Origin of the sequence: Pararhodobacter aggregans (assembly GCF_003075525.1) — a bacterium.
Lineage (GTDB): Bacteria > Pseudomonadota > Alphaproteobacteria > Rhodobacterales > Rhodobacteraceae > Pararhodobacter > Pararhodobacter aggregans.
In genome coordinates, this window is sequence record NZ_QDDR01000002.1 from 390,985 (window position 1) to 406,822 (window position 15,838).

The 15,838-nt window shown below is 68.7% G+C and carries 12 protein-coding genes and 1 tRNA gene; 3 read left to right on the top strand and 10 right to left on the bottom strand.

The features are described 5' to 3' along the window. Window positions 1–466 precede the first annotated feature (466 nt). Window positions 467–541: transfer RNA gene (locus DDE23_RS05980), tRNA-Gln, on the bottom strand. Window positions 542–758: 217 nt separating this feature from the next. Between DDE23_RS05980 and DDE23_RS05985 the strand changes: the two genes are divergently transcribed. Continuing rightward, the gene (locus DDE23_RS05985; protein WP_107750511.1) at window positions 759–1,922 is read left to right on the top strand and encodes a BaiN/RdsA family NAD(P)/FAD-dependent oxidoreductase; all 1,164 of its coding nucleotides are present in this window, start codon (window positions 759–761) and stop codon (window positions 1,920–1,922) included. A 233-nt stretch (window positions 1,923–2,155) separates the two neighbouring features. On the opposite strand, the gene DDE23_RS05990 is transcribed toward DDE23_RS05985, so the two are convergent. The 5 genes from DDE23_RS05990 to DDE23_RS06010 all read right to left on the bottom strand — a co-directional run bounded on the left by DDE23_RS05990 (window position 2,156) and on the right by DDE23_RS06010 (window position 8,174). After that, the gene (locus DDE23_RS05990) at window positions 2,156–3,256 is read right to left on the bottom strand and encodes a flagellar motor switch protein FliG (RefSeq protein WP_107750510.1); all 1,101 of its coding nucleotides are present in this window, start codon (window positions 3,254–3,256) and stop codon (window positions 2,156–2,158) included. A gap of 287 nt (window positions 3,257–3,543) precedes the next feature. After that, window positions 3,544–4,677, bottom strand: a complete 1,134-nt coding sequence (gene ispG, locus DDE23_RS05995) for a flavodoxin-dependent (E)-4-hydroxy-3-methylbut-2-enyl-diphosphate synthase (RefSeq protein WP_107750509.1) — start codon at window positions 4,675–4,677, stop codon at window positions 3,544–3,546. Between the two features lie 118 nt (window positions 4,678–4,795). Then, complete coding sequence (locus tag DDE23_RS06000; protein WP_107750508.1) at window positions 4,796–6,043, bottom strand: helix-turn-helix domain-containing protein; 1,248 nt, start codon at window positions 6,041–6,043, stop codon at window positions 4,796–4,798. A 151-nt stretch (window positions 6,044–6,194) separates the two neighbouring features. Continuing rightward, entirely contained in the window at window positions 6,195–7,424 is a 1,230-nt protein-coding gene (hemA, locus tag DDE23_RS06005) for a 5-aminolevulinate synthase (protein WP_107750507.1), read from the bottom strand. 168 nt (window positions 7,425–7,592) lie between these two features. Continuing rightward, window positions 7,593–8,174: a 5-aminolevulic acid synthase gene (locus DDE23_RS06010; protein WP_107750506.1), complete on the bottom strand. Its 582-nt coding sequence runs from the start codon at window positions 8,172–8,174 to the stop codon at window positions 7,593–7,595. 187 nt (window positions 8,175–8,361) lie between these two features. On the opposite strand from DDE23_RS06010, the gene DDE23_RS06015 reads away from it, so the two are divergent. Further along, window positions 8,362–9,759, top strand: coding sequence for a dipeptidase (locus DDE23_RS06015; RefSeq protein WP_107750505.1), 1,398 nt, complete (start codon window positions 8,362–8,364; stop codon window positions 9,757–9,759). A gap of 18 nt (window positions 9,760–9,777) precedes the next feature. On the opposite strand, the gene DDE23_RS25700 is transcribed toward DDE23_RS06015, so the two are convergent. Continuing rightward, window positions 9,778–10,170: a hypothetical protein gene (locus DDE23_RS25700; protein WP_157957978.1), complete on the bottom strand. Its 393-nt coding sequence runs from the start codon at window positions 10,168–10,170 to the stop codon at window positions 9,778–9,780. Window positions 10,171–10,297: 127 nt separating this feature from the next. Between DDE23_RS25700 and DDE23_RS06025 the strand changes: the two genes are divergently transcribed. Beyond that, window positions 10,298–11,479, top strand: coding sequence for a cytochrome P450 (locus DDE23_RS06025; RefSeq protein ID WP_107750504.1), 1,182 nt, complete (start codon window positions 10,298–10,300; stop codon window positions 11,477–11,479). A 5-nt stretch (window positions 11,480–11,484) separates the two neighbouring features. Here the strand turns inward: DDE23_RS06025 and DDE23_RS06030 are convergent, their stop codons facing one another. From DDE23_RS06030 to DDE23_RS06040, 3 genes are all read right to left on the bottom strand, one after another. Further along, window positions 11,485–12,633 (bottom strand): CapA family protein, encoded by a 1,149-nt coding sequence (locus tag DDE23_RS06030; RefSeq protein ID WP_107750503.1) that lies wholly within the window; start codon window positions 12,631–12,633, stop codon window positions 11,485–11,487. Window positions 12,634–12,815: 182 nt separating this feature from the next. Continuing rightward, window positions 12,816–14,201, bottom strand: a complete 1,386-nt coding sequence (locus DDE23_RS06035; protein ID WP_107750502.1) for a glutamine synthetase family protein — start codon at window positions 14,199–14,201, stop codon at window positions 12,816–12,818. Then, window positions 14,198–15,574, bottom strand: coding sequence for an aspartate aminotransferase family protein (locus tag DDE23_RS06040; RefSeq protein WP_107750501.1), 1,377 nt, complete (start codon window positions 15,572–15,574; stop codon window positions 14,198–14,200). The genes DDE23_RS06035 and DDE23_RS06040 overlap by 4 nt, the downstream gene beginning before the upstream one ends. Window positions 15,575–15,838: the final 264 nt, after the last annotated feature.

Consider the following 15,838-nt stretch of genomic DNA (forward strand, 5'->3'; position numbering starts at 1 on the left):
CCGTGCGACGCAGCCGACGCACGCGCGGCTGGCAGGGACGGGGCCATGGGCCCTGTCTCGTGCATCAGGTCCTCGTGCGACGCCGCGCGGATCCTGCCGCGAACTCTGGCCGCGCGAATGTCAGGCTGGGCGTCGCAGGCTTTCAAGCCACGATCATGTCGCCTTTGATCCCCGCCCAGAAGCGAAAGGGCAACGAGTCGCCGGGGTGCCTGACACTTTCGATGATGCGTCACTGGTCCGTCTGCAGCCAGGTCGAACTCCATTTGGCCCGACCGACACACCCCATCATAATCGGGAACAGGCCTTGGAGTGCGCCGCCGAATTGGCCATTCCCGCGTGAATTGAGCGAACCAGCGGATCCCGGCGCAGGAATGGACAACCGGAGTCGGGTTCTGCATCGGTCTTCAAACCACAGCAGTTCGGTCCACTTCCGCGCATCGCGGAGCATCGGGAGAAAATACTGAGATGGCTGGGGCGGTAGGATTCGAACCTACGGTACACGGTACCAAAAACCGTTGCCTTACCACTTGGCCACGCCCCAACTGCGGCGGTGTTTATCCAATGGGTTTTCGACCCGCAAGGGGGGGATCGAAAAAAACCTTCACGTCCCGACAGATTGTCATGCAAGTCCTTGGCAACACGGGATTCCGGCGATTCCTCACCGCCCCCCTCCGAGCCCCGGCAGGCGGTTCGTGACGATCGGCGCTTTGCGCGGCGCGGCGGGCGCGATAGAGGGGCCGGACAGCGGAGGGTCGGCGATGTGGGATGTGATCGTACTGGGCGCCGGGGCGGCCGGGCTGATGGCGGGGATCGAGGCCGCGCGGCGGGGCCGCCGGGTGCTGGTGCTGGACCATGCCAAGGCGCCGGGCGAGAAGATCCGCATCTCGGGCGGGGGGCGGTGCAATTTCACCAACCTGCAGATCGCGCCCGAGCGATTCCTGTCGGCCAATCCCCGATTCGCCCTGTCAGCGCTCAGGCGCTTCACCCAGCATGATTTCATCGCCCGCGTCGACAAGGCGGGAATCGCCTGGCATGAAAAGACGTTGGGGCAACTCTTCTGCGACGGCTCGGCCCGGCAGATCGTTGATCTGCTGGTGCGCGACCTGACCGAGGCCGGGGGGGAACTGCGCCTGGGTGTCTCGGTCCAGGGGGTGGCGCCAGGATACGTGGTGACGACCGCCGAGGGGCCGCTGAGATCGGCCGCGCTGGTGGTGGCGACGGGCGGCAAGTCGATCCCCAAGATGGGCGCGACGGGGCTGGGCTACGACATCGCCCGCAGCTTCGGCCTGCCGGTGATCGAACCGCGGCCGGGGCTGGTGCCGCTGACCTTCACCGATGCGCAGCTTGACGGGATGAAGGCGCTGGCCGGACTGGCGGTGCAGGCGCGGGTCGGGCTGGCGGGCAGCCGAGTCAGCTTTGACGAGGGATTGCTCTTTACCCATCGGGGGCTTTCGGGGCCGTCGATCCTGCAGATTTCGAGCTATTGGCGCGAGGGTCAGGCGATCACCGTCGATCTGGCGGCAGGGCGCGACATCGCGGCCGAGGCCGCCGCGGCGCGGGCCGAGCGGGGCGCGCGGGAGCTGGCCAATGCGCTGGATCTGCCCGAGGGGCTGGCGCGGTCGGTCGTGGCGCGGGCCGGTCTGTCCGGCAAGCTGGCGGTGCAATCCAAGGCGGCGCTGGCCTCGCTGGGCGAGGCGCTGCACCGCTGGCAGCTGACGCCCGCGGGGACCGAGGGCTGGCGGACCGCCGAGGTGACGCTGGGCGGGGTGGATACGGCGGCGCTTGAGTCGCGGACGATGGGGGCGCGGGCGGTGCCGGGGCTCTATTTCGTGGGCGAGGTGGTCGATGTGACCGGCTGGCTGGGCGGGTACAATTTCCAATGGGCCTGGTCGTCGGGCTGGGCGGCGGGGCAGGTGGCGTGAGGCCGGGTTGCGGTGACGGCCGGGGCGAGGCTGGTTGAGGCGCTGTTCCCCGACCGGGCCGCGGACGGCTGCACCGCCTTGGAACGTCCGGCCGAAGCATTCCGCTGACGACAGCAGGCGCCCGGGGGCTGCAAGGGGCCGCGTATCACCGGGGCCGCCGGGGAACGCACCACCCCTGACAAACGCTGGTCGCGCAGATCCTCAGTGAACGCTGGCCGGGCAGGCCGCCTGCCTCATTCGTCCTCGTCGCTGCGCAGGGTGATTTCGCCGGCCTCGACCAGGTTGCGGACGGCGGTGACGACGGCGGAAAGCGCGACTTCGGCCTCTTTCGGCTTGATGCGGCCGCGCGATTCGGCCTCGTCCCGGAGCGTCGCGGCCATGCGCTGGGACATGTTGGACAGAAGGAAGGTCGCGGCCTGCCCGTCGGTGCTGTCCGGCGCGGGCAGGGTGGCGGCGAGGGCGACGATCAGATCGGCCTGCGACACCTCGCGCAGGATCTTCGGCACGTCGCGCGGGTTCACCCGGTCGGGGATATTGGCGAAGGTGAAGATCGCCTTGCGCACCCCTTCGGCGAAATCGCGGTCGTCCTCCTCCAGCCCGGTGAGCAGCGTGTCGCGGACCATGGCGGAGGTCGAATTGAGCATGGCGCCGACCCGCGCGGCGGGGGCGGCGGGAAAGGCGCGCGACGGCCTGCCGTCGATCTCCCGCGCGATGGAGGTGCCGATGCGCGACACCATGTCGGGGGCGATCCCTTCGGTCAGCGAGACGCCATAGGCCACGCGCCGCGCCCTTTCGCCCGGCATCTTGCCCAGCAATTCCGCCGCCTTGGTGACCGAGAGCTTGGACAGGACCACTGCCGCCACCTCGGCGCTTTCGGGTTCCAGCACCGTCAGCAGCGTAGCCGAGTCGGTCTGGGCGATGCGTTCCCAGGGGTCGATGCCGTCGCGCGCCTTCTGCCGCAGCCGGGAACTGGCGCCGGGGCTGAGCTTGCCGTCCAGCGCCTTCAGCGCGCCGCCGAGGCCACCGGCGAAGCTGAGCCCGACCTGTTCCAGCGTCTCCACGAATTCGCCGACCACGGCGCTGAGCGTGTCGCGGTCGACCAGCCGCATCTGGGCGATGGTTTCGGTCAGGGTGGTCTGCATTTCTTCCGGGAGGGAGGAGAGTTTGACATCCGCCCCTTCGGCGATCAGCAGCCGGACCAGGATCGCCGCCTTCTGCTTGCCGGTCAGGGCCGGGATCTTGCGGCCCGAGGGGGCATGCGCATGCGCCGGGGGGTGATCGGCCGCGGCGGCGGCGAAGGAATCGAAGGAAAAAGGCGCGAGTTCCTGGGTCATGGCGTTTCCATTCTGCTTGGCGCACAGCCTGAAGGAACGCGGTTAATCGCCGGATAACAGGAGAAAAGAATTCAGCGCGGCTTACTTGATCCAGATCAAGGTTCGATGCGCGTGCAACGAGTATCACGGTCATCGAAGGGCCGGGCCGATGCCTGATCTTCAACTCCCGTTTCCGGGCGCACCTCCCTGCGTCTGGCACTGATCCCGCCGCGAGACCTCCCTCTCGCGGCGTTCTTTTTGGCGACCTGACGGGAAACAGCGGCGGTATTGCGGCGCCCGCGCCGGGGTCAGCCGGCGGCGGGCTCGCTGGCCTTGGCGGCGGCGTCGATCTCGGCCGCGCGCTTCTCGACCAGCTCGACGATATGGTCGACCATCCGCTCGTTCGAGAGTTTGTGGTCCTGCTTGCCGGCCATATAGACCATGCCCGAGCCCGCACCGCCGCCGGTGAAGCCGATGTCGGTCATCAGCGCCTCGCCCGGGCCGTTGACCACGCAGCCGATGATCGACAGCGACATCGGCGTCTTGATGTGGGACAGGCGTTCTTCCAGGATCTCGACGGTCTTGATGACGTCGAAGCCCTGACGCGCGCAGCTGGGGCAGGAGATGATCTGCACACCGCGGGTCCTGAGGCCCAGGGATTTCAGGATCTCGTAGCCGACCTTCACCTCCTGCACCGGATCCGCCGACAGCGAGACGCGGATCGTGTCGCCGATCCCGGCCCAGAGCAGGTTGCCCAGCCCGACCGCAGATTTCACCGTCCCCGAGACGAAGCCGCCGGCCTCGGTGATGCCCAGATGGATGGGGGCGTCCGTCGCCTCGGCCAATTGCTGATAGGCGGCGGCGGCGAGGAACACGTCCGAGGCTTTGACCGAGATCTTGAACTCGTGGAAATCGTTGTCCTGCAGGATGCGGATATGGTCGAGGCCGGATTCCACCATCGCATCGGGGCAGGGCTCGCCGTATTTGTCCAGGAGGTGCTTTTCCAGCGAGCCCGCGTTGACACCGATGCGGATGGAACAGCCATGGTCGCGGGCGGCCTTGATGACCTCGCGCACCCGGTTGGCCGAGCCGATGTTGCCGGGGTTGATGCGCAGGCAGGCGGCGCCCGCTTCGGCGGCCTCGATGGCGCGTTTGTAGTGGAAATGGATGTCGGCGACGATCGGCACCGGGCTTTCGCGGACAATCTCGCGCAGGGCCCGGGTCGAGGATTCGTCGGGGGTCGAGACGCGGACGATATCGGCGCCGGCCTCGGCGGCGGCGATCACCTGGGCCAGCGTCGCCTTGACGTCCGAGCTGTCGGTATTGGTCATGGTCTGCACCGAGATCGGCGCGTCGCCCCCCACGGGGACGCGGCCCACCATGATCTGGCGCGACTTGCGGCGCTCGATGTTGCGCCAGGGGCGGATCGGGTTCAGCGACATGGGACGGGATCCTCGTTCGGAGCTGCCCCTGAGATAAGCAAGCGGGCGGGGCAGGGCAATGTGGCAAACGCACAAGGCCCGCGCGGGGGGCGCGGGCCTTGGAGGGAAGTCGGGATCGTTACTGCTGCAGCTGGGCGACGAAGACGGCGAGGTCCTGATCGCGGCCCAGATCGGCGACCTGGAAATCCGTGCGCAGCGCCTGCGCGTCGAGCGCCACGTTGCGCACCACCTGCGCCCCCGGCGCGGCCGGTCCATACGCCTGACCGTTGATCAGGAAATAGACCGAGCCCGAGTTGCCTGCGTGCAGGGTCGGCGGCTGGTCGGTCTGCGGGATCGTATAGCGCTCGCCCGCGTCGAGGATCCGCTCGAAGATCACCGTGCCGTCGGCGGCCCGGACGCGCAGCCACGAGGGGCGCACGGCCAGCAGTTCCACCGTATCGGGACCGGCGCCGACCACCTGCGGGGCAGTCGCCTCGGTCGAGGCGGCCAGAGCCTCCATCACCGCGGCATCGGTCGAGGCCCCGGCGCTGGCCTGGGTCACGACCGGCATCGCGGTGTTGGGCACGATCGCGGCGATCGGCCCGTCACGCGGCACCAGAACCGGCACGTCAAGCGCCGGTGCCCGGGCGATCCGCACGCGGCCTTCGGCCCCGGTCGAGGGGGCCTCGTCATTCGCGGTCTGGGTGCCGGTCACGGTGGGCAGCGGCGCGGCGCCTGCGCCCGACAGCGGGTCGGTCTCGTTCGCGGCCAGCGCGCCGGAGCTGTGGCGCATCTCGGGCGCGAGCGGGTTGATGTCGCTGGCGACATGGGGGACCACATCGGCCGGGGCGACCTGCACGCGCTGCACTTCCTTCAGGACGGTCCAGCCAGCGTAGCCAAGGCCCAGGATCAGCGCCAGCAGCACGGTCACCGACCCCAGCGCACCGGGTTCGATCCGGCGCCAGAAGGGCTCGGGATCGGGCAGGATGCCGACGCCCCTCAGGGCGCCGCCGCGCTGTTCGACCAGTTTGGGGCGCGGCTGGCGGGGCGCGGAATTCGCGAAACCCGACATCCCGTGCGAGACCTGAAAGCCATGTTCGAGGCAGAAGCGCTCGTAAACCCATTCGGGTTCCATGCCGAGATAGCGCGCATAGGAGCGCACGAACCCGGCAATGAAGCTCGGCGTTTCGAAGGCCTGAAGATCGCCATTCTCGATGGCGGCAATATAGGTCGCCCGGATATGCAGCTCGCGCTGCACGTCCAGAAGCGACTTGCCGAGTGTTGCCCTCTCACCGCGCAGGACGTCCCCCAGGCGGAGTTCGAAATCATCGAACCCGCGTGGACTTTCATCGTGCTGCGCCGGAGGCTGTTCCTTGCGCCAGATCATCTGCCCCGTCCCTTAACCGCCTGCTCTTCTCGGGTCGCTTTTACCGAAGTCCCGGACCGCGTCGGGATGAACGGGGTCCGAGTCGCTTCGTAACGACCTCTTGATCTCAGGTTTAGCAGATCCTGAAAAGCAATTGAAGCGTAAGGCGTTGTCAGGCGGAGAGCTCGGCGCGATTCAGCGCACAATGTGCCCAGAGTTGATCCATCGCGGTGACGACGCGGTCAATTTCCCTGGGATCGTGCACCGGCGAGGGGGTGAAGCGCAGGCGCTCGGTCCCGCGGGGCACGGTGGGGAAGTTGATCGGCTGCACGTAGACGCCGTACCGGTCGAGCAGCATGTCGGAAATCAGCTTGCAATGGACCGGATGGCCGACATGCACGGGAACGATGTGGCTGCCGTGGTCGATGATCGGCAGGCCCAGCCCCTTGAGGCGCATCTTCAGGATCTGCGCATGAAGCTGCTGCTTGTCGCGCAGGGCCTGACCTTCGGCCGTCTTGAGGAAGGCGATGGAGGCGGCGCAGCCCGCGGCCACGGTCGGCGGCAGCGAGGTGGTGAAGATGAAGCCCGGCGCGTAAGACCTTATGGCATCAACCATTTTCGCGCTTGCGGCGATATAGCCGCCGAACACGCCAATGGCCTTGGCCATGGTGCCGTTGATGATGTCGATACGGTCCATCAGCCCGTCACGCTCGGCCACGCCACCACCGCGGGGGCCGTACATGCCGACCGCGTGCACCTCGTCGATGTAGGTCAGGGCGTTGAATTCATCGGCCAGGTCGCAGAAGGCCTCGATCGGGCCGAAATCGCCATCCATCGAATAGATCGATTCGAAGGCAATGAGTTTCGGCGCCGCCGGATCGTCGGCCTCAAGCATTTCACGCAGATGCGCGACGTCGTTGTGGCGGAAGATGCGCTTTTCGCCGCCGTTCTTGCGGATCCCCTCGATCATCGAATTGTGGTTCAGCACATCCGAATAGATGATCAGGCCCGGGAAGATGGCGCGCAGCGTCGACAGCGTCGCGTCATTGGCGATATAGGCCGAGGTGAAGACCAGCGCGGCCTCTTTCTGGTGCAGGTCGGCCAGCTCGGCCTCGAGCCGCTTGTGGTAGACCGTGGTGCCCGAGATGTTGCGCGTGCCGCCGGAACCCGCGCCGGTCGCGTCCAGCGCCTCGTGCATGGCGGCCAGGACCACCGGATGCTGGCCCATGCCGAGATAATCGTTGCCGCACCAGACGGTGATGTCCTTTTCCGAGCCGTCTTCCTTGCTCCACACCGCATGCGGGAACTGGCCGTTCTTGCGCTCGATGTCGATGAAGGTGCGGTAGCGGCCTTCGTCGTGGAGGCGTTGCAGGGCGGTGTCGAGGGCGGAATCGTAGGTCAAGTGTCTCTCCTGGCGTCCTGCTGGGTCCCGGTCGATGCGAAGTCGAGGCGGCGATTGTCGGGCCCAAATCGAAAGCTGGGCGTTCTATGCATGTTTGAATGCGATAGAACCATGACCTGGATCAATTCAAAAAAGTGTCGCACCCCGTCGCATTCGCATGTTTTTCCGTCAATCCGCGATCACCACGGCACAATCGGAAACAGCGCTGTCCCCCCGGCAGGCGGCAATCGCCTCGGTCGCGGCGTTGCGGCCCTGGCCGATTCCCCATTGCCCCGAGCTGCCCGAAGCGGCGAAAGCGCGGCTGCCGGTGGCGGCGCGGTACTGGTCGACGAAGCCCTGTGTCGCATCGGCCGACAGCATCAGGGCGCGGGCCTGCCAGCCCTGCGGCCGCACCTCGAGCGCCAGCGCGCAGGCGCGGCCGCCCTGGCGGCGGCCGTTGCAGCCGTCGAGCGCTGCGGCGCGCGCGGCCTCGGGCGAATGATAGTTCGCGGCCAGCACGGTGGGCTCGGCCATGATCCCGGCATCGGGGGCGAAGGCGACCGCGGCATAATAGCGCTGGGTCTGCGCCACACTCATCAGCGCGGCCGTCTCCTGCTCCGAAAGGCCGGGCATGTCGTAGCGCGCGACCTCGACCGCATCGGCGGCATAAAGCTGCGACGCGGCGGCGCGGGCGTCCACGGGATCGGCCGCGGCGGGCAGCGCGAGGGTGGCGAGGGCACTGGCAAGGACGAGAGCGGAGCGGTGCAGCATGGCGATTCCTCGGAAAGGCGGGATAGCCCCCTATACCGGCTTTGCCGAAGGCGTGCAGCCCCTTGCGCGGCGTCCTTGGCGCACACATTCGGTTGATGGCGGGGCTCTGGCGGGCGCCGGTGTCGCCCGGCTGGACTTCGGCGCGGCCCCGGGACTAGGGTGGCCGCGCAACCAGCAGGGATTTCCCATGACTTCCGACGCCGTTACCCCCGTTCTTTCGCATGTCGATGCCCATCTGGACGAGTCGCTTCAGCGGCTGATGGGCCTGTTGCGCCTGCAATCCATCTCGACCGACCCGGCCTTCAAGGCGGAATGCGACCGCACCGCCGACTGGCTGGTCGATGAGCTGGCGGAGCTTGGCTTCGACGCGGCCAAGCATGTGACGCCGGGCCATCCGATGGTCGTGGCCCATGACGACGACAATGACGCCGACGAGGCGATGCATGTCCTCTTCTATGGTCACTACGACGTCCAACCCGTTGATCCGCTGAACCTTTGGGACCGTGACCCCTTTGACCCGCAAGTCGAGGACACGCCCGCCGGCAAGGTGATCCGCGGCCGGGGCGCGGCCGATGACAAGGGCCAGCTGATGACCTTTGTCGAGGCCTGCCGCGCGTGGAAGGCGGTGCATGGCAACCTGCCGGTCAAGGTGTCGATGTTCTTCGAAGGCGAGGAGGAATCGGGTTCGCCCTCGCTCGTGCCCTACATGAAGGCCCATGCCGAGGATCTGAAGGCCGACCTCGCGCTGATCTGCGACACCGGCATGTTCGACCCCGAGACGCCCGCCATCACCACGGCATTGCGCGGCCTCGCCAAGCTGGAACTGACCATCACCGGCCCGAACAAGGACCTGCATTCGGGCATGTTCGGGGGGGCCGCGCGCAACCCCGCGCATGTGCTGGCGAAGATCCTGGCCGATCTGCATGACGAGGACGGCGCCTGCACGCTGGAGGGCTTCTACGACGGCGTGCCCGAGCTTTCCAATTCGCAAAAGGCGCAATGGGAGAACCTCGGCTTCGACGCCGAAGGGTTCCTCGGCGGCGTGGGCCTCTCGGTTCCGGCCGGTGAAAAAGGCCGTTCGGTGCTGGAAATGGTCTGGTCGCGCCCGACCTGCGAGGTCAACGGCATGAGTTCGGGCTATACCGGCGCCGGGTTCAAGACCGTGCTGCCGTCCAAGGCCATGGCCAAGATCAGCTTCCGTCTGGTCGGCACGCAGGACCCGCAGGCGATCCTGAAAGCGCTGGAGGCGCATGTCGCGGCCCGTCTGCCCGCCGATTGCAGCTATGCGATCCACGACCCCGAAGGCAGCCCGGCTACCACGATGCCGATCGAAAACCCGGCCTTCGAGGCGGCGCGCAAGGCGCTTTCCGACGAATGGCCGAAGCCCGCCGCCTTCATCGGCAGCGGCGGTTCGATCCCGATTGCCGGGTATTTCCAGAACCTTCTGGACATGGACGCCATGCTGATCGGCTTCGGTCTGGATGATGACCAGATCCATTCGCCGAACGAGAAGTACAACCTTTCGGCCTATCACAAGGGGATCCGCAGCTGGGTGCGGGTGCTCGACGCCCTGTCGAAGGTCTGACTCGCGAAAGTCTGACGTTCAGAGGCGGGGCAGGGTGCGGTCTGCCGTGAGGCAGAAGAGCGTCCACAGCCCCGCCGCCCCGCAGGCCAGCCCCAGCCCCAGCGGCAGCCCGGGCCGCGCCAGCACCAGCGCCACCGGCAGCGCGAAGGCCAGCGCGCCCCAGCCCAGCGCCAGCAGCGGGCGGCGCTCGGGCTCGGGCACGATCAGCGCCACCGCCAGCACTCCGGCGATGCCGCTGGTCAGCCCCAGCACCTCGCCCCGGACCGGCACCATGACCGAAAGCCCGGCCAGCAGCGCCAGTGCCAGCAGCACGATGGCGCCCCTCACGGACAGGGCGGGCAGGGCAAGGGGCAGCGAACCGGATTGCGACCGGGGCGGGGGCGGGGCCGGATGGCGACGGGGGATGCTCATGCGGGTAAGACGGATGACGTAGCGGAAGGGTTCAACCGGGCGACGCTTTTTCCCGCCACACCGGGCGGTTGCTTGACCTCGGCGGCGGGGCCGGGCACCGTCCGGCCCTCAGCCTCCCGGAAGACCCATGCAGCGCCTCAGCCAATCGCCCACCGATCCCGCCTTCGTCCAGAACCCCTATCCGTTCTACGACCGCGCCCGAGCCGCCGGGCGGGTGGTCTGGTGGGAGGATTACGGCCTGCCTTGCGTATTCGGCCATGCCGCGGCCAACCAGATCCTGCGCGACCGCCGCTTCGGCCGCGAGATTCCTTTGGAAAAACAGCGCCCCATCGCCCCGCATACCGCACCCTTCTACGCCATCGAGGCGCATTCCATGCTGGAGTTGGAGCCGCCCCGCCACACCCGCCTGCGCTCGCTGGTGCTGCGCGCCTTCACCGCCCGGCGGATCGAGGGCATGGGCCCCGAGATCGAGGTGCTGGCCCGCGACCTGATCGCCGCTTTCCCCGACGGCCCCTTCGACCTGCTCCCGGCCTTCGCCGAGGTCATCCCGGTGGTGGTCATCGCCCGGCTTCTGGGCGTGCCCGAGGGGATGAAGGACCAGCTTCTGAACTGGTCGCACGCCATGGTCGGCATGTATCAGGCGGGCCGTACCCGGGCGATGGAAGACGCCGCCGCCAGCGCCAGCGCCGAGTTCGCCGCCTTCCTGCGCGCCTATATCGACGAGCGGCGGCGGGCGCCGGGCGACGACCTCATCACCTCGCTCATCGCGGCCGAGGAGGCGGGCGAGAAGCTCTCGACCGACGAGCTGATCTCGACCTGCGTCCTGCTGCTGAACGCGGGGCATGAGGCGACGGTGCATGCCATCGGCAACGGTGTGGCGGCGATCCTGTCGCAGGGTGGGCCGAAGGACTGGCTCTCGCCCGACAGGCGCGAGGGCACGGTCGAGGAGATCCTGCGCTGGGACCCGCCGTTGCACATGTTCACCCGCTGGGCCTATGAGCGGATCGAGGTCATGGGCCATGTATTCGAGCCGGGCGATCAGGTCGGCGTGATGCTGGCCGCCGCCGCCCGCGACCCGGCGCTGATCGAGGCGCCCGGGCGGTTCGACCCGGGCCGCCCGGTCAAGACGCATCTCTCCTTCGGCGCGGGGCTGCATTTCTGCGTCGGCGCGCCGCTCGCCCGGCTGGAGATGCTGCGCGCGCTGCCGGTGCTGTTCGAGCTTTGCCCGGGTCTCAGGCTGGAAGGTCGGCCCGGTTACGCCGGGACCTACCATTTCCACGGGCTTTCGGCGCTGATGGTTCGCCGCTGAAGGGCTCAGGGCCGGTCCTGCGGGATCGGCGGCGCTGACGGGCGGGCGAGGCTACGGCAGTCGGCCGACAAGGCCCGCCCGGGGACCAGCCGTGCCAGCAGCGCCAGACCCGCCTCGGCCCGTGCCCCGTCACCGGGGCGGGGCAGGGTCAGGACCGGACCCCGTTCAAAGCTCATCTGCATCGGCAGATAGGCCGCGCCCCCGACCCGCATCCCCGAGGCGCCCCGGCAGAGGTCCAGCCAGACCATCGGCGCGGTGGCCCTTTCCAGCGGCGGCTGGGCGGCGATGAAATTGCCGGTGGAATAGACGATCAGCGTCGGGCCAAGGGGGCTGTCCAGCACCTCCCAGGGCTGCGGCACATGCGGATGCGTGCCGATCACCGCCAGCGCCCCGGCCGCGGCCAGATCCCGGGCCAGTGCCCGCTGCGCGCCGTCCGGCCGGGTCTGGTATTCCTGTCCCCAATGCGGCAGCACGATGACGCCCGCGCCCGCGCCGACCTCGGCCCGGACCGCGGCCAGCAATCCGGCCCGGTCATCGTAGCAGCGCGGGATCTGGCGCCCGGGATCGGCGATCCCGTTGGTGGAAAAGCTGCAGGCGATCAGCGACAAAGGCCCCAGCCGGGTCCGCAGCCTGAAGGGCTGCCAGCGCGGCCCGCCCGGGACCACGCCGCCCACCGCCGCGATCCCCGCCGCCTCCAGCGCCGCCTGCGTCGCACCGACCCCCGCGCCGCCCCGGTCCTGCGCATGGTTGTTGGCCGTCGTCACCACGTCGATCCCCGCCCGCGCCAGATCGGCCAGCAGCGAGGGGTGATAGTTGAAGCGCGGATACTCGCTATAGACCCGCCCGTCGAAGACCGGCCCCGGATCGGGCAAGTGCCTGCCGCCTGCCGTCAGCCCCGGCGCCACCGGCCCCTCCAGATTGGCGATCGCCAGATCCGCGCGCCTCAGCCAGGGTTCGGCCGCGCCCCAGATCGTGCCGAAACCCCTGGCATAGCCCCGCACAGCCAACGCCTCATGCACCAGAACATCGCCGACGAACGCCAGCCGCAGCCGCGCCCCGGTGCAGGCCGCCACCGGCGGCAGATCCTCTGGCAGACAGGTCTGCGCGCCGGCCGGGGCCGCCAGCAGCAGGATCAAAGCAAGCACAAGACGCATGCGCCGAGCGGAGCACGCCGCCCCCGCACCCGTCAACCGCCCCTCATCTTTGTTCTGCAAATATCCTCGGGAGGATTTTCAAGGAGGGTGGAAAACCCTCCTTGAAGCAGGGGGTGCGGGGGGCGGCAGCCCCCCGCCTTCCGCGGCCCCTGGGGGCGGCAACCCCCCGCCTTTCCCCGCACCTAGACCCGGTGCAGATAAAGGTCGTAATCCACATCGGCGATGGTCCGCGCCACCCGCGCGTATTCCGCTGCCTTCACCGCGGTGAAGGTGCGGTGCATCTCGGCGCCCAGCGCCTCTTTCAGAAAGGCCGAGCCCGTCGCCGCCTCGATGGCCGCGCGCCAGTCCCGCGGGATGCCGCCCGCTTCCGCCTCATAGGCGTTGCCGGTGGTCTCGGGGCCGGGGTCGATGCGCTCTTCCAGCCCCATGCGGATCCCCGCCAGCACCGTCGCCGCCACCAGATAGGGATTGGCGTCGACGCCCGAGGGCCGGTGCTCGATCCGCCGCGCCCGGACGTCGCCTGCCGGGATCCGCAGCGCCACCGAGCGGTTGTTGACCCCCCAGCTGGGCGAGACCGGCGCATAGCTCTGGTTGGCGAAGCGGCGCCAGGAATTGGCATGCGGCGCGAAGACCAGCATGGATTCGCCCATGGTCTGCTTCAGCCCGCCCAGCGCGTGGCGGATCGCCTCCGTCCAGCCCGCGCCCGGCGCCTCGGCAAAGATGTTGCGGCCCTCGTCGTCCCTCAGCGAGACGTGCAGATGCATCCCCGACCCCGCGTAATCGGCGATGGGCTTGGCCATGAAACAGGCCACCACCCCGTGCCGCCGGGCCTGCGCCCGGACGATGCGCTTCAGCCGCACCAGATCGTCGGCGGCGGTCAGCGCGTTGTCACGGTACTTCAAGGTCAGCTCGTACTGCCCTGGCGCGTATTCGGAAATCAGCGTCTCGGCGGTGATCCCGGCGGCGGCGGCCCCGGCGTAGATGTCGGTGAAAAGGGGCTGCATGCCGATCAATTGGTCGACCGAATAGACCTCGGTCTTGGCCGAGAACCGCCCGTCCAGCACGTCCCGCGCCGGTTGCACCCGGCCCATGGCGTCCCGCTCGGGGTCGAGCAGGAAGAATTCCAGCTCGAAGGCGGCCGAGGGGTGCAGGCCCATTTTCGCCAGCGCCTCGACCTGAAGGGCCAGCGCGTGGCGCGGGTCGGACAGCATCGGCGTGCCATCGAGGTGATATTGGCCAAGGAACATCTCGGCCCGGGCGGGATCGGTCCCGTGCAGCGGCACCAGCGTGCCCGGCACCGGCCAGGCCCGCAGGTCGCCGTCGCCCGCGTCCCAGATCAGCCCGGTCTCGTGCACGTCCTCGCCGACGATATCGAGGCCCAGGATCGAGATCGGCAGATGCCGCCCGCCCTCGAACACCGACATCAGCTCGTGCCGGCGGATGATCTTGCCGCGGCCGATACCGTTGGAATCGTGGAGAAGAATGTCGATCGCCTGGATCTGGGGATGGGCGGCGAGGAAGGCTTCGGCCTCGATCGGCGTGGCGCCGGAGGGGCAGGTCGTGGTCATGGGGTCAACTCGGACAGGATTTCGTCGAAAGCGGCGATCAGCCGGTCGATCTGGCGGGTTTTCGTCACCGGCGAGACCAGCATCATGTTGTGAAAGGGCGCGATCAGGCAGCCGCGGTTCAGGAGGCCCAGATGCAGCGCCGCCTCGACCTCCGGCGCATGGGCCAGCGCGGCCTCGGCGCCGTTCCGCAGCGGGCCCGGGGCGCAGATGAACTCGACCCGGGCGCCGACACGGACCACGTGCCAGGGCAGGGCGCGGCGGGCGATGACCCCCTCCAGCCCGGCGGCGAGCCGCAGGGCCCCGCGTTCCATGCGGTCATGGGCCTTGGCGGTCATCACCTCGGACAGCGTGGCCTCCAGCGCCGCGACCTGCAGCGGGTTGCCGGACAGGGTGGTGCCCATGCCCGAATGCCCCTCGGGCCGGTCGAGGTCATAGGCGGCGAAACGCTCCGCCACCTCGGGCGTCATGCCCCAGAGCCCGGTCGGGATGCCCCCCGCCACGCATTTGCCGATCACATAGAGGTCGGGCGACAGCGAATGCACGCGCCGGTAGCCGCCAAGGCCCGAGCTTTGCGTATGCGTCTCGTCCAGAATGAGCAGCGTGCCATGGTGGCGGGTCAGCTGGCGCAGCCCGTCGTGGAACCCGGCCTCGGGCAGGACCATGCAGGAATTGGTCATCACCGGCTCGGTCAGCACCGCGGCGACCTCGCCCGTGGCCAGCGCCGCCTCGACCGCCGCCAGATCGTTGAACTCGACGCAGATCGCCTCGGCGGCGATGTCGAGGACCTGGCCCACCAGCCCCGGCCGCGCCACCGTGCGGCCCTGGTGGCAGGTGACCATCGTGTCCTCCAGCGTACCGTGATAGCAGCCGTTGAACACCAGCACCTTGCGCCGTCCGGTCACCGCCCGGGCCACCCGCAGGGCGTGGCGGTTGGCATCGGTGGCGCTGAGCGTCATCTGCCAGAGCATCGGCCCGAAGACCTGCCGGATCAGCGCGCCCACCCGCAGCGTCGCGTCCGAGGGCAGCATATAGGTCAGCCCGCGCCGGGCCTGGCGGCGGATCGCGCGGGCCACCGGCGGCGGCGAATGGCCGAACATCGAACCGGTATCGCCCAGGCAGAAATCGTCGATCTCGATGCCGTCGACATCCTCGATCCGCGCCTTCTCGGCCCGGTGGACCACCAGGGGAAAGGGCGAGGGCCAGTCCCGCATCCAATGCATCGGCACCCCCGCAAGCCAGGGCTCGGCGCCCTCGTCGAGGCGGGCCCGCGTCACGGGTCGCGCCCGGGCGAAACGCTGCTCCTCGCGCGCCCGGAAGGCGGCAAGGCGCTCGGGATCGAGACCGGCGTGCGGGGAGGGCGGCAGGGGGGACATGGGAACTCCGGTTGGATAATTTGATCATATTGCGCCGGCAAGGGATTGCCAAGGTGGGTTTCATCCGCACCGCCCTGCGGCGGGAGGCACGCTCCCGCCCGCCCACCCCGCGCGCCTCCCGCCGCGGAGAGGTTTGTGCATGGGGATGCCCCGGGGGCCTTCTGCCCCCGGACCCCCGAGGATATTTTCAGCGCAAAGAAGACGGTTAAGAAGGGGTTAAGCCCCATCTTCGTTCTGCAAATATCCTCGGGGGGTGAATTGGCC